15 protein-coding genes and 1 pseudogene are annotated in these 17,182 nt (G+C 71.1%); 11 read left to right on the top strand and 5 right to left on the bottom strand.

Features of this window, described 5'->3' with window-relative positions; all coding sequences use genetic code 11:
* Positions 1 to 143: 143 nt before the first annotated feature.
* A complete protein-coding gene (locus tag AB0F82_RS17070; RefSeq protein ID WP_362628168.1) occupies positions 144 to 803 on the bottom strand; it encodes a hypothetical protein in 660 nt (219 codons plus the stop codon).
* On the bottom strand, positions 800 to 1,630 hold the full coding sequence (locus tag AB0F82_RS17065) for an ABC transporter ATP-binding protein (protein WP_362628165.1): 831 nt from the start codon (positions 1,628 to 1,630) through the stop codon (positions 800 to 802). Before AB0F82_RS17065 ends, AB0F82_RS17070 begins: the two co-directional genes overlap by 4 nt.
* Before the next feature lie 264 nt (positions 1,631 to 1,894).
* On the opposite strand from AB0F82_RS17065, the pseudogene AB0F82_RS17060 reads away from it, so the two are divergent.
* From AB0F82_RS17060 to AB0F82_RS17020, 9 genes and pseudogenes are all read left to right on the top strand, one after another.
* Positions 1,895 to 2,991 (top strand): annotated as a pseudogene (locus AB0F82_RS17060) (methyltransferase, FxLD system); the annotation flags it as partial.
* 21 nt (positions 2,992 to 3,012) lie between these two features.
* The gene (locus tag AB0F82_RS17055) at positions 3,013 to 3,258 is read left to right on the top strand and encodes a hypothetical protein (RefSeq protein ID WP_362628162.1); all 246 of its coding nucleotides are present in this window, start codon (positions 3,013 to 3,015) and stop codon (positions 3,256 to 3,258) included.
* 544 nt (positions 3,259 to 3,802) lie between these two features.
* Positions 3,803 to 5,680 (top strand): ABC transporter ATP-binding protein, encoded by a 1,878-nt coding sequence (locus AB0F82_RS17050; RefSeq protein ID WP_362628356.1) that lies wholly within the window; start codon positions 3,803 to 3,805, stop codon positions 5,678 to 5,680.
* Positions 5,677 to 6,321, top strand: coding sequence for a hypothetical protein (locus AB0F82_RS17045; protein ID WP_362628159.1), 645 nt, complete (start codon positions 5,677 to 5,679; stop codon positions 6,319 to 6,321). The genes AB0F82_RS17050 and AB0F82_RS17045 overlap by 4 nt, the downstream gene beginning before the upstream one ends.
* 49 nt (positions 6,322 to 6,370) lie before the next feature.
* Entirely contained in the window at positions 6,371 to 7,840 is a 1,470-nt protein-coding gene (locus AB0F82_RS17040) for an NUDIX domain-containing protein (RefSeq protein ID WP_362628157.1), read from the top strand.
* 49 nt (positions 7,841 to 7,889) lie between these two features.
* A complete protein-coding gene (locus AB0F82_RS17035; RefSeq protein ID WP_362628154.1) occupies positions 7,890 to 8,711 on the top strand; it encodes a GFA family protein in 822 nt (273 codons plus the stop codon).
* 52 nt (positions 8,712 to 8,763) lie between these two features.
* Positions 8,764 to 9,564: a class I SAM-dependent methyltransferase gene (locus tag AB0F82_RS17030; protein WP_362628151.1), complete on the top strand. Its 801-nt coding sequence runs from the start codon at positions 8,764 to 8,766 to the stop codon at positions 9,562 to 9,564.
* On the top strand, positions 9,561 to 10,943 hold the full coding sequence (locus AB0F82_RS17025; protein WP_362628148.1) for a phosphotransferase: 1,383 nt from the start codon (positions 9,561 to 9,563) through the stop codon (positions 10,941 to 10,943). The genes AB0F82_RS17030 and AB0F82_RS17025 overlap by 4 nt, the downstream gene beginning before the upstream one ends.
* A gap of 37 nt (positions 10,944 to 10,980) precedes the next feature.
* A complete protein-coding gene (locus AB0F82_RS17020; RefSeq protein WP_362628145.1) occupies positions 10,981 to 11,460 on the top strand; it encodes a GNAT family N-acetyltransferase in 480 nt (159 codons plus the stop codon).
* Between the two features lie 821 nt (positions 11,461 to 12,281).
* On the opposite strand, the gene AB0F82_RS17015 is transcribed toward AB0F82_RS17020, so the two are convergent.
* On the bottom strand, positions 12,282 to 12,611 hold the full coding sequence (locus AB0F82_RS17015) for a hypothetical protein (RefSeq protein WP_362628142.1): 330 nt from the start codon (positions 12,609 to 12,611) through the stop codon (positions 12,282 to 12,284).
* Positions 12,612 to 13,342: 731 nt separating this feature from the next.
* On the opposite strand from AB0F82_RS17015, the gene AB0F82_RS17010 reads away from it, so the two are divergent.
* Positions 13,343 to 13,882, top strand: coding sequence for an isochorismatase family protein (locus AB0F82_RS17010; RefSeq protein ID WP_362628353.1), 540 nt, complete (start codon positions 13,343 to 13,345; stop codon positions 13,880 to 13,882).
* A gap of 614 nt (positions 13,883 to 14,496) precedes the next feature.
* Positions 14,497 to 14,955 (top strand): DUF6228 family protein, encoded by a 459-nt coding sequence (locus AB0F82_RS17005; protein WP_362628140.1) that lies wholly within the window; start codon positions 14,497 to 14,499, stop codon positions 14,953 to 14,955.
* A 223-nt stretch (positions 14,956 to 15,178) separates the two neighbouring features.
* Here AB0F82_RS17005 and AB0F82_RS17000 read toward each other — a convergent pair whose 3' ends face one another.
* Both AB0F82_RS17000 and AB0F82_RS16995 read right to left on the bottom strand, forming a co-directional pair.
* Positions 15,179 to 15,445: an ATP-dependent DNA ligase gene (locus tag AB0F82_RS17000; RefSeq protein WP_362628137.1), complete on the bottom strand. Its 267-nt coding sequence runs from the start codon at positions 15,443 to 15,445 to the stop codon at positions 15,179 to 15,181.
* A 12-nt stretch (positions 15,446 to 15,457) separates the two neighbouring features.
* The gene (locus AB0F82_RS16995; RefSeq protein ID WP_362628350.1) at positions 15,458 to 16,489 is read right to left on the bottom strand and encodes a transposase; all 1,032 of its coding nucleotides are present in this window, start codon (positions 16,487 to 16,489) and stop codon (positions 15,458 to 15,460) included.
* Positions 16,490 to 17,182 lie beyond the last annotated feature (693 nt).

Here is a 17,182-nt window from a genome sequence, read left to right as displayed (position 1 = left end):
GGCCGGAGCCGAGACCGCCTAACGAGCTCGGCACGGGCTGAAGCTGCGGAGCCCAAGCTGCGGCCGGCCACCACGGCGAGCCGGAAGAGGACGCCGGGGTGTTCGTGGTCGGCGGCCCGTCCGAGCCAGTGCGCGGCTTCCCACTATTCCCTGCGCCCGGCGACGAACTGCGTGGTGGCGGTGAACACGGCAAGGATCACCGTGGAGATCGCCAGCATCACGCCGGCGGGGGCAAGCAGTTTTGCCGCGTCTGGGGTCGTGGACATCAGAGTGAACAGGCGGTTGACCGGAGGCATACCCTTGGTGAAGAGGGCTCCCATCACCAGCGCGAGAGCGGCGACCAACGCGTACCCCTGCCGTTTGAAAACCAGCCGCGAGCACAGCACGCCGATGGCGATGCCGACGAGGGCACAGGTGAGCTGCGCCTCGAGGCCCAGCAGGAGGTCGGTTGTGGTGACCACATAGTCGCCCATCCACAACGGGAAGAACAGTCCGAAGACCATCAGGACGAGACAGCTCAGCAGGGCCGTGCCGATGGCCGCGAGCAGGACCGTGAGCGACCGGCCGCCCGCGGTGGTGACGACGATCGCCCGCTGCGGCGGGTCGTCCAGGCTCATCACAGCGATGGTCAGCCAGGTCGAGCAGACGAACAGCGCGCCGGCGGAGGAGGCGTAGGCGGGGGGCAGCGGGCCGCTGCCGTTGACGGTCAGCACGCCCATGAGACCCATGAACAGGAGCAGCGGAGCGAGGTAGCGCTGCGTGTGCAGCACGGTGGCGAAGGTGTAGCGGATGAGCGCGATCACCGGATGTTCCCGTTCGTCGCGACGCTCGGCATCCGGTGGTGGTCGGTAGTCGTCCCGGTGACGCACTCGACGGACCAGCCGTGCTGGAGCGCGGTCAACAGCAGAGCGTCGGTGGACTCGCGTTCCACGCACATCCTGACGCCCGTGACGTCCCGGCTTACCGCCCGTACGCCGTCCAGTTCCTCCCAAGCGAGGTCCTGCGGTACGCGGCCCTCCTTGCCCGCCGCCAGGACGACATCGGAGGTGGGCCGCTGCCCGGTGCCCCACGACTCCGGTCCCCGCAACGACACGCGACCATTGCCGACCGCGTAGGTCCGGGTGGCGCGGGCCCGGGTGACCGACTCGCGGTGGTCGGTGAACACGACGATACCGCCGGCGGCCGCGACCTCGGTCATGATCTCGGCGAGCACGCCGTGGGCATCGGCGTCCAGCCCGGACCACGGCTCGTCCAGGACGAGCAGCCCAGGTTCCACCAGGAGGGCCTGGGCCAGCGCGACCTTCTGCGCGTTGCCCTTCGACAGGCTACGCAGGGGGGCGTGCTTGCCGCCCACCAGCGCGAGTCGGTCCAGCAGCCGCCCGGCCCGAGCCGAGGCGGCCGAGGTGGTCAGCCCACGGACGCGGCCCATGTGCGTCAGGTACGCCGCGGCCGACATGCGTTCGTTGGGGGAGAACCGGTCCGGGACGTACCCGACAACGGGCGGCCGGGCGGCCACTGTGCCGCGGGTCGGCCGGGACAGGCCCACCGCGATCCGCAGCAGCGTCGACTTTCCCGATCCGTTCCCGCCGGCGAATGCCACGACCTCGCCGGCCGACGCCTCCACGTCCACGTCTCTCAGCGTCCAATCGCCACGGCCGTAGCGCTTGCTCACCGATTGAAGACGTAACAACTGATCTCCTCCGTCCGGCCCAACACCCCCAGATGCTCGTGGTTGCGAGGCCCGCCCGCTCCGCATCCATGATGCCGACTACGCGAAGGCCCATACCGCGGCGGCGACGAGTGTTCGTGACTGCGTGATTATCCCTCATTCTGATGCTCGCTTGGGAGGCCGATACCCGGCAAAGCATCCGTTGTCTGCGGGTGACGGGGCCTACTCGGCCCCGCTCTGGCCAAGGCCGAGGAGCGCGGGGAGATTTCCACCTCGTGGTTTATGAACTAGCAGCCGTGGAAGCTGCGCGTGCGCACCGCCGGCGACGAGACCCCCACCCTGCGGGAAGCCCTCAGCGCACTCGTCCAAGCCGATCAGGTCCTGCAGTGGAATTCCACTATCTACGAACCCGAGACCCTGGCCTTCGGCGGGACCGAGGCCATGGACGCGGCCCACGAGCTGTTCCACACCGACAGCCACCACCTGCTGGCCTACCCCGTCCATGCCGGACACCTCGGCCGCCGCGAGACCGCCGTCCTCCTTGTCAGTGCGATGATGCGCGCCGCCGGCCTCGACTGGTACGAGCAGGGCGACGTCTGGGACAAGGTCGCCGCCGAACGCCCGGCCCCGCCGGTCCTCGCCTCCGAGCTGGACGCGGCCATGTACTCCCTGCTGACCGTCGACGCCCGCAGCCTTTGCCGGGAGGACGGCCCGCTCCACGGACACGCCGACTGGGTTCGCGCCTTCGCACGGGCCGGGACCGCACTCGCCGTCCTCAACCACGAAGGCCGGTTACGACGAGGCCTGAGAGCAGTCCTCGCCCACCACGTGATCTTCCACTTCCACCGGGCCGGTCTCCCCCTGGAGGACCAAAGCGCCCTGTCCAACCTCGCCCGAAAGGCCGTCATGGGAACGAGTGACACCCCCGCAACCACCCCCGCCAGCAACCCGGCCGCCGATAGCGTCGGATCGGTGAACACCGACACGCTCACCACCCCCGACGCCACCGCGGAACAGCTCCGCAACGCCCTCGTCGACCAGATCCGCAAGGAGGGCCACGCCACCAACCCAGCCGCCGAGGCCGCGCTGCGCACCGTGCCCCGGCACCTTTTCGTGCCCGACACCTCGCTCGAGGAGGCCTATGCGAACCAGCCGGTCCACGTGAAGCACGAGACCGACAACACGTCCATCTCCTGCGCCTCCCAGCCCGCCGTCGTCGCCTCATGCTCGACCAACTCGCGCCGGGCGGCCGGCTCGTCGTTACCCAGCGGACCACGGGCAGGGTCTCCCGCTCCATCGTCTACGAGCGCCGAGACGGCCGATGAGTTTCCCTCAGCAGCGAGATGAACACCTTCATGCCGCTGCACCGCAACATCACCGACGCTCGCGACGGCTTCGCCGCACGGGAAGCGCTGACCGACCCTCTGTTCACCAAACTGGCCCCTCCGACCCAACTTGCCGCCTGCCGTGACCTCGTCGAGGCCTGCGCCCTGGGCTCTGGCGCCATTCCAGTTCAACTCCGTCGCACCCTGGACGCAGCACTTCAGCGGAGCGACCGCGTGATCCACGACAGCCTGTCGGCTTCCTGATCCGTCTCCGGTGTCGGAGCCCAGCCTGCCGGCCCCACGGACACGCACGAGCCCGGCGACCGTACCGAAGCCCACAATCCCCCGCCCGAGTGACACAGCCTGTTCGAGCGAGTTTCAACGCCGCAGCACAGACACGCCAAGCCCACCCAGCCGGACCAGAACATTCGTTCACCATTCGCCCCCGATTCGGCCGTGACGCACCCGATCGGGAGCCGTTCTTAGAGCACCAGTACCAGCCGTGCGCCCATCCGGAGGATCCTGTGAAGCCGCAGCCGAACCACCTCGAAGCCCCCGTTGCATTCGAACATCTCAGGCCCGTCCCATACCCGCGCCCGGTGTGCGGGCGCCGTGTTGACGCCCGTTCCTTCGGTGGCCGCGACTCACGACCGGATGCCGGGAGGGCTGCGTGAGCAAGGACTCGACGGCCGGATCCAGCACCGCGGGGGTGTCGGATTCCGAGCGGCTCCTCTTCGGCGGCGAGCTCGCCTACGACATCGGATGGGACCGGCACGAGGGCGCCTGGCTCAAGCTCGGGCTCTGGACGATGGCGAGGCAGCTGCCCAGGCTGGTCGGTACCGGACTGCGGCTCGCCCACCTGGCCGATCCCCGGGCCTTGCGCCTGGTCCTGGCCTCCGAGGCCGGCCGCGGAATCGCCCAGGCGATCGGCCTGGTCGCGGTCAACAGCGTGCTCGGGCACATCCTCGCGGGCGGCAGCACCAACCAACGCCTTACCCAGGCCGTGCCCGCGCTCACGGTCGTGGCCGTCACGGCATTCCTCGGCTCCCTGCTGCGCTCGGCCTCGACGGCGGCCACAGGAGCGCTGGAGCCGAAGGTGCAGCGGGTGGCGACCGAGCAGTACCTGGGGCTTGTGCACCGTACGGAACTCGCGGCGATCGAGGACGACGAGTTCCACCGGCTCCTGGATGCGGCCCGGTACGGGGCGGACTCGGCCCGGCGCATGATCCGCTACTGCACGAACACCTTGAACGCGGCCGTGTCGTTGATCGCCGCGGCTGGCGTGCTGACCGTCCTGCATCCGTTGCTGCTGCCCCTGCTGGTCCTGATGACCCTGCCGAGCGCGTGGAGTTCGCTGATGATCTCCCGCCAGAAGTACATCTCCTTCCACGCCTTCGTGCAGCACGCCCGGGCCGGGCACCTGCTCGGCCAGCTGCTGACCCAGAAGGAAGCGGCGGCGGAAGTCCGCGTCCACGGAGTCGGGCCCTTCCTGCTGGGCCACTTCCGAACGATGGCCGAGACCAGCGAACGCGAGCAGACCCGGCTGGCCCGCCGGGCGGCGCGGATCGGACTCGTCGCCGACGGCGCCGGCGGCATCGCCACCCTCCTCACGTACGGGGCCCTGGGCGCCCTGCTGTGGGGCGGGGCTATGGACCTCGCCGTCGCGGGCACGGCCGTCCTCGCCATCCGCACCGGCGCCGCCAGCCTGGACACGCTCGTGTTGCAGATCACCGAGCTGCACCAGGAGTCCCTGTTCGTGGCCGACTTCGAGCGGCTGTGTCGGGAGGCCAAGACCCGGGCGATCCCTGTGGGCGGGCGGGCGTTGCCCGAGCAGCTGCGGGAAGTCCGGTTCGAGAAGGTTTCCTTCACCTACCCCGGCAGTGGAAGCAGCGGCGACGAACCGGAGCCGACGCTGCGCGAGGTGAGCTTGTCGTTCCCGACAGGGAAGATCATTGCGCTGGTGGGTGAGAACGGCTCTGGCAAGTCCACGCTGGTCAGGCTGCTCGCCGGCCTGTACCTGCCGGACGAAGGGAGCGGCACGATCTGGTGGGACGACATCGACGCCCGCACCGCCGACCGCGACCAGGTCTTCGGCCGCGTCGCGTTGATGTCGCAGGACTTCTACCACTGGCCGTTCACGTTCCGGGTGAACGTCGGCATCGGCCAGCCCGGCCAGGCCATCGATGATCGAGCGGTCGAGGAGGCCGCCGGCTTCTCCGGAGCCGACCAGGTCCTCGACGACCTGCCGCGCGGGCTCGGCACGCTGCTGGCCCGCGGCTACCGCGGTGGCCACCAGATCTCCGGCGGGCAGTGGCAGCGAGTCGGCATCGCGCGTGCCAAGTACAGGCGGGCCGAGATCCTGATCGTGGACGAACCCACCAGCGCCCTCGACGCCGTCGCGGAGCAGCGGGTCTTCGACCAGATCAGGGCGCTGGCCGCGACCACCGGCCAGACGATCGTGCTCATCACCCATCGTCTCCATTCCGTGCGTCATGCGGACCTCATCCACGTCCTCAAGGACGGCCGGGTCGCCGAGTCAGGCACCTTCGAGGAACTGATGGACCCGGCCACGGGCACCGGGGACTTCCGCGACGCCTACCTCGTCCAGGCCGCCGCCTTCGATGCCACGATCCCCACCCAGTCCGCCGGCGACCACGACGCCCTGCGCACCGAGGACCACGCATGACCGCCGCCGCCACAGCCGAGGATGTCGGGGTGAACGCCCGCCTTGTGGCGGGATCCCACGCGACGCGGTCGCATGCCGACCGACAGGCCGGGGCGCCTCCAGGGCCCGCCGAGCCTGGGGCTTCGCTGATGCTCGTGGATGGCCATCATCTCCGCTACCGGGCCCACTTCGGGTTTGCCCGGAGGGTGACCGGGCCCAGCGGGGAGGACCTGACCGGCCTGTTCGGGTTCGTCGCCCTGCTGCGCCAGGCCCACCGCGAGCACTGTCCGGGCCAGGAGGTGTTCGTCGTCTTCGACGCCGAGGACGGCGCCGCCGACCGTGCTGAGAACGTGCCTGGCTACAAGGCAAGCCGGGCGGGCGCCGACCACAACCCTGTCGTCCACCTGCCCGCGGTCAAGCAGGCCCTGGACGCGGCCGGGGTGCGGTGGCTGGAGCAGCCCGGCTGCGAAGGGGATGACGTCCTCGCCACCGTGGCCAGGCTCGACGTCATCACCGGCCGGGCGGTGCTCGTGTTCTCCGGTGACCGTGACCTGTACGGGCTGCTGGACGGGCAGCCGGTGCGGGCCCTCAATACCCAGCTTCCTGCCGGGCGTCAGCTGGTGACGGCTGCGGACGTGGCCGGAGCGGACCCGCACCCGTGAGCGTCGCCGCCGCCTTCCCTCCGCCTTCTCTCCGAACTGTGAGGCCCTCTTGCCGCCCACCCGCTCGCACATCAGCGATCTCGTCACCGCCTACCTGGAACGGCGCCCGGCTGAAGCACCGCTGCTGTCACCTCTGTTGCGGCTGCTGGACGAAGACGCCGAGCCCACGAGCCGCTCGACCACGCCGGGGCACATCACGTGCAGCGCTGTCGTCGTCGACCACGACCGCCGTGTCCTGCTCGTCCACCACAACGTCTTCGGGCTGATGCTGGCACCAGGCGGGCACGTCGAGGCAGGTGATCGCTCGCTGCTGGAGACGGCGCTGCGCGAGGTCCACGAGGAGGTCGGCATCCCGCCCGGCGCCCTGTGCGCCACCGCCGCCTACGGGAGCCTGCCCATCGACATCGACGTCTTCGATATCGACGCCAACCTGATCAAGGGCGAAGGCGCGCACCAGCACTGGGACTTCCGCTTCGTCTTCCAGCTGGTGGACAGGGACGTCGAGGTCACCGTGCAGACGGAGGAGGTCTCGGCCGCCGAGTGGCGCGCCTTCGACGAGGTCACGGCGCCGCAGCTGCGGTCGAAGCTCTGCGCCTCCGGGCTCGACGGCCGTATCGAGCCGGTCAACGCCTCGGCGTTGATCCACGATGGGCACGGCCGCTACCTGCTCCACCTGCGCGATGACCTACCCGGCATCTGGGAACCGGGAGCCTGGTCCCTCCTCGGCGGCGGCCGCGAGCCGGGCGACACCTCACTCGAAGACACCGTCCGCCGTGAACTGCGGGAGGAAGCCGGGCTCGAGCCGGGCGTCGTGGAGCCGTTCGCCGTCGAGCTCGCCACCGGCACCGACGGCCTGACCGTGCCGGTGCAGGTGTTCACCGCCCAGTGGAACGGCGACCCCGCCCGCCTGCCGCTCACCGAGGGCGTGATGCTGGCCTGGTTCCACCCCGACACCATGGCGCGCCTGCGGCTGACCCCCTCCACCCTGGACCTCGTACGCCGGCACGCCGAGCACTCCGGCCGCACCAAGGCGGCGCCCCAGCGCGAGGCCCTCGGGCCGGATCGCCCGAAGGCGGGCAGCACCAGCGTCCCGCACATCGTCGGCGTCCACCTCTACCTGGAACGCGACGATCAGGTGCTGCTCGGCCTGCGGCACCCCCACTCCGCGTACGCCGGCGGCACCCACCATTTCCTCGCCGGGCACTGCGAGCAAGAATCCGCCGTGGCCTGCCTGGTCCGCGAGGCGCAGGAAGAGGCCGGGCTGGTCATCGACCCGGCCGACGTCGAGCTCGCGCACGTGGTGCACATGGTGGACAAGCCCGGAGACCCGCCCAGAATCGGGTTCGTCTTCCGCGCCCTGCAGTGGACCGGAACGCCTGAGATCCGGGAGCCGGACCGGTGCGTGTCCTGGGGCTGGTGGCCCGCCGATGCCCTCCCCGAGCCGATCGTCCCCTACACCCGGGCCGCGATCGAAGGCATCCGGGCCGGACGTCCCTACACCGAACTCGGCTGGGACTGACCGCCCCGCACCCCGCCCGCCATCCCTGACCACACGTAAGGAGTCGCACGTGCTCGATCCCCTCGTGCCGCCCGCCGGAACCGAAACCGCCCCTGACGAGAGAACGGAGGCCGCGCGGGCGGAGATGGTCGCCGGGCTGGAATCCGCCGGCCACCTCCGGCCGGGCCCGGTCCGTGAGGCCTTCCTGGCTGTGCGGCGGGAGGTGCTGATGCCGCAGGCGTACGTGCGGCGCAGCAAGCCGGACGAGACCCCGCCGCGCTGGGACCTGCTCGACTGGGGCGTGCCTGCGGACCGGGAGGAGTTGCTCGGGCTGCTGTACGGCGGGGAGAGCGTGCTGATCCAGCACGAGGGCGAGCCGATTCTGGGCCGGGTGCCGGGCCCGCGGTCGGGCGGGTCTATGGACAAACGTCCCGTCACAAGCACCCGAACCCAGCCTGTCACCGAGGGAGACCACCCCATGACCTCGCCCACCCCCGCCGTGACCACACCCCGATCTGGCGCCTGCCAGTGCGGCAAGATCCAGTTCACGGTCGCCGGAGAGCCTGACTACCCCCACACCTGCAGTTGCCGGGACTGCCAGAGGCTGTCGGGGGCACCGATGATGTCGTGGGTGTCCTTCCCGCTCGACGGCCTGGCATGGTCCGGCGGCGAGCCGTCGTGGCACTACACGTGGCCGGACTCCAAGCGTGGCTTCTGCCCGAACTGCGGCAGCCAGGTCTGCGCCCTCGACGACGGGGCCACCAGCATCGCGGTCACCCTCTCCGCGCTGGGCAACCCGCCCGAACTGGTCCCGGTCAACCAGAGCTTCCGCGAGAACGCCGTGCCCTGGCTGCCCCAGGTCCCCGACACCCGCGACCGCCCCCACAGCTGATCGCCACAGTTCTGAGACACCGTTCACGCCCGCACCACGCGATCGGAGACACGTGACCCTGTTCGGCTTGGTCCACTACGCCCGTTACCGCCCCAGGCTGCCCGACGAGGTCGTCCAGCTTCTGGTCCAGGAACTGGTCGGGGTGCATGCGCCCACGCTGCTGGACCTCGGCGCCGGCACCGGGCAGGTAGCCCTGTCCATGCTCCCCGCCCTGCCTCGCACGGCCCACCTGGACCTCGTAGACCAGGACCAGGGCATGCTCGGCACCGCACTCGACGAGCTCCAACCACACCTGGGCGGGCACACCGCCACGGTGCACGCCATCCCAGCAGAAGAGTTCGCCCCTGCCCAGCCCGCGTACCAGGCCGATCTGATCACCTGCTGCCGGGCCTTCCACTGGATGGTCCGCCTCGCGGTGCTGGCCATGGCCAGCCGGGTGGCGGCCCCGCAGGCCGCCGCCGCGGTCATGGGGGACGGCAGCCTGTGGACCCACCCGGCCGAGTGGACGGCCGCGCTAAAGGGCCTGATCCAGTCCCACCGCGGAGAGGACCGCCGCGCAGGCACCACCGGCACCCACCGCGAGCCCGGCCGCCGCTACGAAGACGACCTGGCCCACTCCGCGTTCAGCGACATCATCGAGCACCGCATCCCCTTCACCCGCGCCTGGACTCCCCCCAGTGTCCTCGGCTACCTGAGGTCCACCAGCTTCGCCCGGCCCGACCTCTTCGCCGACCGCCCCGGATTCGAGGAGCAGGCCCAAGCCCTCCTCCTCCAACACGCTCAAGACGGGCTCCTGCATGAGGGCGGCGTGTTCACCGTGCTACTCGCCCGCCGCCCCGGGGCATCGCGGTGAGCGGCAGGACCCGGCACACGGTGCCGGTCGACGTCCACCTCGTCCTGCGCCGCAACGGCGAAGGCGGCCCGGAGGTGCTGCTGTCCCGCCGCGCCGGACCCGTGTACGCGTCGGGCCTGTGGCATCTCCCGTCCGGGCACCTCGACCCCGACGAGGACATGGTCGAGGCCGTCATTCGGGAGGCCCGCGAGGAAGCAGGCGTCGTCATCGCGACGGAGGACGTGACCGCGGCCGTCACCGTCCACCACCGCCCACCGACGGGATCCCGTTCCCGTCTCGGTGTCTTCTTCGAAGTACGCCAGTGGTCGGGTCGGCCCCGGATCATGGAGCCGGACCGCTGCGACGGCATGGATTGGTACCCGCTGGATGCCCTCCCCGGGCCGATGGTGGCGTACTGCCGGGCCGGGCTGGACGCCTACCTCGCCGGCCTGCCCGCCGCCGTGCACTTCCAACAGCCGGGCGACGCCATCGAGTACGGCCAGGGCGGCCCCGACCGCACCCGCCTCCTGGCCGGACCGCTGACTGGCGGGGTGGAGCTGCCGTACCGGCTGCGGGTGTTCGCCGAGCAGGCCATCGGCAGGATCGTGGAGGCGACCGAGGTGTCCTGGGTCCGCACGGGCAGCCGGGTGTGGCACCTCACCGGACCCGGGGGCGGCACCTGGTACCTGAAACGGCACCGCGGGCCGAAGTTCCATGACCGGGAAGTGGCCGCGTACCGGTCATGGGTGCCGGCGCTCGGGCCGCGCGCTCCCCGCCTCGTCGCAGCCGACACCGAGGCGCAGGCCGTCGTCGTCACCGCACTGGCCGGGCGCCCGCTGCACGGCATGACCCTCGACGCCGCCGACGAGGCGCGCATCCAGCACGCTCTGGGCCGTCTCACCAGCGCCCTCCACCGCAGCGCACCCGAGCGGTCTGCCGAATCCGCAACGGCCGCCGACAAGATCAAGCGCCATTCGGAGGGGGCGCGACCGTACCTGGCCGACGGGGACGAGGACCTGGTCCTCGCGCTGGCCCGTGCCTACGCGGACCTTCCGCAGCCTTCGCTCGTGCCCACCCACGGAGACCTGCAGTACCGCAACGTCCTGCTCGCCGAAGACGGAGAACCGCAGCTGTTCGACTTCGAACGGTCCGAGTACAACACCGCAACCCGGGACCTGGTGCGCCTGAGCGACACCTGGACCGGCCGTCCGGACCTGCGCGCCGCGTTCCTCGACGGCTACGGCAGACCGCTCACCCCCACCGAAGAGCTGCGCCTGGACTGCGAGGCCGCCTTCGACGCCGTCTCCGGCATCGCCTACGGCACCAGCCACGACGACCCCGAGGTGACCGAACGCGGCCACCGCACCCTGCGCCGACTCCACGCGACCCGGCGCCCATGACCCGTGGGGCACCCGCCGCCTTCGAGGAAGGAACCCCGTGCCCGAACCCCGCCTTGCCACCCCTCCCGACGCCGCGGAGATCGCCCGCCTGCGCTCCGAGAACATCCTCAGCGAACCCCTCGACGAAGCCTGGCTCACCACGTGCACCGAACAGCTCGCCTTACGCCTCCGGGACGGCGGTGACGCCCGCGCGTACGTCGTCGACTCCCCCACCGGCGGGCTCGCCACCTGTGCCCCCGGCCTGGTCCACGCCGTCCTTCCGGCCCCGAAGTACCCCAAGGGGCTGGCCGTCCGGATCCACGCGGTCGCCACCGACCCCGCCCACCGGCGCAACGGCTACGCCAAGGCCGCTCTCGCCAAGCTCCTCGACCACCTGGAGCGCGACGGCGTCACCCTCTACGAGCTGTACGCCAGCGCTGGGTCCGCCCCGTTGTACGAGCAGCTCGGCTTCGCGTCCGACCCGGCGCTGATGCGCATGACCCGCTTGCCCGCCTCGGTCGGGGGGAGCGGATCGTGAGGAAGAAGTGGCTCCCTCCCGAGGAGTTCGCCGCGACCCTGCCGAAGGCCACCATCTTCGGAGCCGTGTCCTTCACCGACGAGGACGACCGGCCCGTCCAGCTGCGCGCCACGTACTCCAATGCCCACCCCTGGCAGTGGCCCGGTGGCGTAGCCGAGCCCGGCTAGTGATCTGGTTTTGAGGTCGGGGCTCGCCTCGTGAGTCGTGTTCTGTTTCAGATCTTGGGGTTCACGCGCCCGCGGCGGGGCGGCGGCCCGGAGCCGCTCCACCCGCTCCACGGCGGTGCGGTGCTCACGACGGAGTTCCCGGTCGTGGTGGTGGTCGAGGCGCTGGGCGACGGCCGCCAGGCCGCTGTCGTGTGCGCACCGCGCCTCCCGGACGGCCACGCGCACCTCACGGGCCCTGTCGGGAGCGCCCTTCCCGCCGAGGAAGGCGTCCCTGGCCTCGCGCGGGGTCCGGTACGGGAAGCCGTGCTCGCGCATGCACGCCGACCAGGCCCGTACGGCTGCGGCGAACTCGGGCTCGGCGGCGACCCGCTGCCGCCTGATGCCGCCCAGGTTGCCGACGAGGGTGTTCGCCGCGTACCAGCCGGCGACGTCTCCGTACAGGGCGCGCCAGGCCGTCACCCGGCAGCCGTTGCCGCTGTGTCCCACGACCGCGCCGCCGGGCAGTTCGGCGCGCAGCCCCTGCCCGTCGGTGGTGCCGTTGAGGGCGGTCACGGCGGCGTGGCGGCGTTCCGGGGACAGGCCGCCGAGGTGCACCCGGTTCGGGTCCTGGCGGCGGAGCGCCTCGACCCGCGGTTCGAGGACGCTGCCGTAGCCCTACCGCCCGGCCCACTGCGCGTCGTCGACGACGTACGGGAAGTCGCGCGCCTCGGGCAGTGGGTTCTCGGGCTTGGCCCGGTACCGGAACCCGGCCGCCGTCATGCACCGGCGCTGGAGCTCCTGTTCCGCGTCGTGCAGCAGGCTCCGCCCAGCGGCGGTGGTGGCGACGACGGTCCCCGCTGGTGCCGGGGCTCCGCCCTCGCCTGCCGGTGCCCCGGCGCTCACGTAGCCGGTGACGGCGAGGAGGAGGGCCGTCCCCGCCAGCGCCGTGGTCGTCAGCCGGCGCCGGCCGATCCGGCCCGGCCGTCGGGAGAACGTTCTCCTCATCACTGATGTGCTCCTGACATACGTGGGTCACCAGGGCCCGATGCCTTCCGGCCGCGAACCGGTCGCGGCCTGCCCGGTACCGAGGAGTCTCGCGGGGCGGCCCGCCGGCCCGACAGCCTTTCGAAGGCTTTCGAAACGTGCCCGCGAACGGCACTGCCGCCGCCCACGCCCGGCTGTGGGCGCCCACTGGCCATTCGGCCGGGGTTGTTCAGCGCGTCAGTCGCGATGCGCAGGCCCAGATCCCGGTCCGCCCGGCAGCGGGCTGCCCGGACCGGAGCCGCCGTACGGGCTCCGGTCCGGCGCCGCGCGGGTGCGCGGTCGGCCCACCGCCGCGTCGCGTGGTGTCCGCGTAAAGATCGGGGCCGGCCGCCGGCCGAGGCGCTCGCCCGCCTCACACGAGCTTCCGCGCCCGGCACGCTGGCGACGGTGCCCACCGTCCGGGAATCCGTACGCCAGAATCGGGTCGACCGGAACTTCCGCCGTCAGCGGTGCCGGGTAGCTCTGGGTGTCCTCCGCGATCACTGCCTCCGCCCACGTGACGTGCAGCGCTTGGAGCCGGGCCTGGTCGAGCGGCGCGGCGAGGCGTGGAGCGCGGCGCTCCGAGATTGCGACCGCCGGACGACGGTCGCAGCGCTGTCGCCGGCAGCGGTCGTGCGGTGCACGGGGCCCGTCACGCCCCGCGCACCGCACGGCTGCGCTCCCGGCCGTACCGGCTCTACGATCGCCTGGTGATGGAGACTTCGAAGCCCGAGCCGGGTGCCGGCCCCGGCACCGCCTTGGTCCTGATCGACCTGATGCCCCGTATCGTGGCCTTGCCACTGGCCCCCCACACGGGTGAGGAGGTGGCCGCGCGGTGCGTGCGACTGGCCGAGGCGTTCCGAGCCGGCGGCCGCCCGGTGGTGGCGGTGCGAGTTGAGCGCCCGAACGTGGCCGAACAGCCGCCCGGCAGCGGCTTCGTCGAGGGCGTCGCACGCCCCGGCGACATCAAAATCGTCAAGCGCACGGTGGGCGCCTTCCACGGGACGGGCCTGCACGAGCAGTTGCGCGGCCTGAGCGTGGGCAGGCTGGTCCTGGCCGGGCTGGTGACGACGATGGGCGTGGAGTCCACCGCCCGTGCGGCGAGCGACCACGGCTACGAGATCGAGTTCGTCGAGGACGCGATGTCCGCCTTCGCGGCGGACGAGCACGCCTTCGCCGTAGGCAGGATCTTCCCGAGGTTCGGCGAGGTCCACGCCGCGGCCTCCTACCTGAAGGCCCTCGCCGCGGAATAGGCAGCCGTTCCCGTCGGTGGATCGAGGGCTCGGAGTCCCGGCGAACCGGCCGGAGAACGAGAAGGGCGGACCGGAGCCCCTGGACTCAGGAACCAGGCAGCCGGTGACGTCCGCCTCGCGGCCCGCAGCGCCATCGGCACGACCGACCGACTGACCCGGGCATCCCCGGGTCCCGGCGATCTGCACTGGCCGCCCGCGGACCAGTACTACTGATCGTCGAGGCTGCGGACGAGGCGCTGTCGGGCGACGCCGCCGGACAACCGCAGCTTTTCGGGACCCTGCTGCGGGCAGAGCAACGATGGTGCTCCGCCAAACGGCCCGAGGGCATCGACCCCGTCGCGAAAAGGGCGCCGGGCGGCTGTTGGCGCTGGCCACGGTCCGCCTCGTGCCGGTGGAACCGAGTCGGCGCCGGCGAAGAACAGCCGGCCTTCGGTGGTGCGAGCGGACCACCAGCAGCGGGCAGCCCACGAAAGCATTCGACGGCCCGACCCCACAGCCTTTCTTCCCGCGCTCGCTCTCGCTGCCTGAGCAATCTCGTGGTTGTCCTGTCCTGCGATCCGGGATCCGTTCCGGACATTGAACGGCAGGTCCTGCGCTGACCTGGGCTTCTCTTCGTGATCTCCCGAGGCGACAACTTCGATGAGCTGACGTGCGTGGCCATCCGCTGTCAGGACAACTCGTCCGTGGAGGTCCGCTTCCGTGACCGTTACAGCTCCGACGACTACTGCGTGCACTACGCAGTCGAGGTACAGGCGCCAGGACTGAGCGCGCGTCTCGACGGGGCCGTGGCGTGGATCGGGGACGCCAGCGATCGTGCGCCGTTCCTGGAGAAGCTGGTTGCGGACTTCACTGGCTGGGAGGGCGAGCGGTGTTGGGAGACCAACGACCGCGACCTCGACGTGGCCGCAGTCTTCCGGTCAGGTGGGCACATCGGATTGACCTGGACGCTGCGCCCCTGGCGGAACGCCGCAGGCGGCTGGAGTGCCTCGGTGACCACACAGCTGGAAACCGGCGGGCAGATGGCATCCCTTGCCTCCGACATCCGTCACTTCCTCGAAGACCGCGTCGGCTGACATCGGGTTGGCCCTCGACCGGTCAGGACTGAGTCACATCCGCCGATGTCGAATCGATCCTCGTTGGTGCAGTCGACACACCACCTTCGGTACCCGGGCAGATGGCGGCCGTTCAGGGGCTTGACCAGGATCCCCTCCACGCCCGACACGCCCGTCCAGGACTCCAGCCACTCCCCCGCGTTGGCCAGGTCCGTCGTCATCGGGCAGAGAGTCCACGGGGCCGTCAGGGCGTCCTCAATGAACAGGTTCTCCAGCAGGGCGCGCCGCTCGCCCACGGGCACGTCAAAAGCTCCTGGCCGTCCTGCTGCAAGAGGTCGAAGGCGACGAAGTAGGCCGGCCACCGGGCGGCGAGGCCGGCGGCGCCGCAGGCTCGGGTGGCGGCCCGGCGCTGCAACACCTCGAAGGACAACCGGCCTGCCTCGGCGTCCCAGACGACCAGTTCGCCATCGAGGACCAGGCCATGCGGCAACTGCGCCTCGGCGGCCGCCACCAGGTCCGGCCATCAGTCCCGGACCAGCGCCCCGCGACGGGTCTGCACCAAGCCCCGGGCCGGCCGCGCTGAACAGCAGCCCGGTGACCGTCCGGCTTCTGCTCGTACGCCGCCCCCGCCCGCAGTGCCGCCGGGCCCGGCACTTCCGCGGCCTGCGCCAGCATCGGCTCCACCGGGTCTGAGCGTCACAGGGCCTCCCTCGCGGTTTGTCGGCCCCTCTTCCAGGGTCCGCCACACCAGCCAGAGGCGGCTCTGCAGGACGGCCACCGCATCATCCATCCGAGGGGCGCAGCGGGCCCGTCTAAGGCGCCCTGCGGGGCTTCTGCGGCACGGTGGCGGCATGCGTCGCTGGTCCCTGCCCTTGCTCCTTGTCGGGCCAGCGTGGCGCTCTTCCGGGCGAGACGCCTGGTCATGGAGGTGATGGCGGCCCAGGTGATCAGGGCTTCGGAGTGCTGGATGAGTCGTTCGTAGTCCCTTGCGTGGCGGCGGGCGTGCGTCATCCAGGCGAGCGACCTCTCGACGACCCAGCGGCGGGGCAGCACGACGAAGCCGCAGGCGTCCTTGGGACGGTTGACCGGCGGTGGTGAGGTTGAGGTGCTGTTCTGCCCAGTCCACGAGCTTGCCGGCGTAAGCGGAGTCGGCCCACACGATCGTGATCTCCGGGTACATCAGGCGCAGGCGGAAGAGAACTTTCTTCGCCGCTGCGGCGTCATGCAGGTCGGCCGGGCTGACCATGACCATGAGGGGCAGGCCGCGGGTGTCGACGACCAGGTGGCGTTTTCGGCCGTTGTTCTTCTTGCCCGCGTCGTAGCCGCGGGTGGCCTTGGAGATGGTCTCAGCGGCTTTCACTTCTGGGAATCGACCACGGTGGCCACTGCTCGGGGGCCGAGGGCCTTTGCCCATGTCACGGCCGATCCGCCCCGCCGGCTGGTCCCGGATTTGACCGATGATCCCGGCGGCGGCCCAGCGGGCCATGAACCCCCAGACCGTGCGCCAGAGCGGGAAATCCGCAGGCAGAGCCCGCCATTTGCAGCCAGTGTCCACGACGTAGCGGATCGCGTCGACGATCTGGCGGCGGGGAGGCGGGGAACGGAGGTGGAACGCTACGTCCTCCCCGCCCAGGGCCAGGTCTTCGGGCGGTCGGGCACAGTGACCGTTCTGGAGCCGGGTGGGGACCTGAGCACCGATCGCATCGTGCACTTCCCGCAACCCGCCGGCTACGACCTTCTGGGCGCGACGGCTTCGGTCACCTACCTTCGCCGGGGCCGGGCTGCCCTGACGGATCACTGGGCGAACTCGGGACACCCTGCTCTGCAGCAAACCTCCAGTGCTGTCGCGCCGCTACGAGTCCCGGGCGGTTCACGGCACGGCGGTGCTGGAGTACACACGTGCGCCGCAGTACATGTCGTTGTGGTGGAGCGCGGGGGAACCGGCAGACAAGTCCCCCTCCGGCCCGGACCTAGTACCCCTCCTGTCCACGCAGCCTCCGGTGAAGAAGCCGGACTGCTCCGAGTGCCCAGACCCCCCAACGCGGCCGACGCCGCCATTTTGCGGGACCGCTACGGCATGGTCCAGGCACCCAGCGGCATATGCAGCAGTCGGTGGCCACCCGCCTGGACTCCTGAGTCACCGCAGTGGCCCATGGTCACCGACCCGCAGGGACCTACAGCGGGGTGGTGCTGGAACCCTGGTGCCGACGCCGGCTTTTCTGGCCCAAAAGCGTCCTGTCGTCGGGGC

This window comes from Streptomyces virginiae, assembly GCF_040638905.1.
GTDB lineage: Bacteria > Actinomycetota > Actinomycetes > Streptomycetales > Streptomycetaceae > Streptomyces > Streptomyces virginiae_B.
This window is presented reverse-complemented; position numbering and strand designations above follow the sequence as displayed.

What these genes read in the sequence shown, in the direction of transcription:
- AB0F82_RS17055 (WP_362628162.1), top strand. Translation starts at nt 3,013, where the DNA reads ATGAACACCTTCATGCCGCTGCACCGCAACATCACCGACGCTCGCGAC.
- AB0F82_RS17050 (WP_362628356.1), top strand. Translation starts at nt 3,803, where the DNA reads ATGGCGAGGCAGCTGCCCAGGCTGGTCGGTACCGGACTGCGGCTCGCC.
- AB0F82_RS17045 (WP_362628159.1), top strand. Translation starts at nt 5,677, where the DNA reads ATGACCGCCGCCGCCACAGCCGAGGATGTCGGGGTGAACGCCCGCCTT.
- AB0F82_RS17015 (WP_362628142.1), bottom strand. Translation starts at nt 12,611, where the DNA reads ATGAGGAGAACGTTCTCCCGACGGCCGGGCCGGATCGGCCGGCGCCGG.
- AB0F82_RS17010 (WP_362628353.1), top strand. Translation starts at nt 13,343, where the DNA reads ATGGAGACTTCGAAGCCCGAGCCGGGTGCCGGCCCCGGCACCGCCTTG.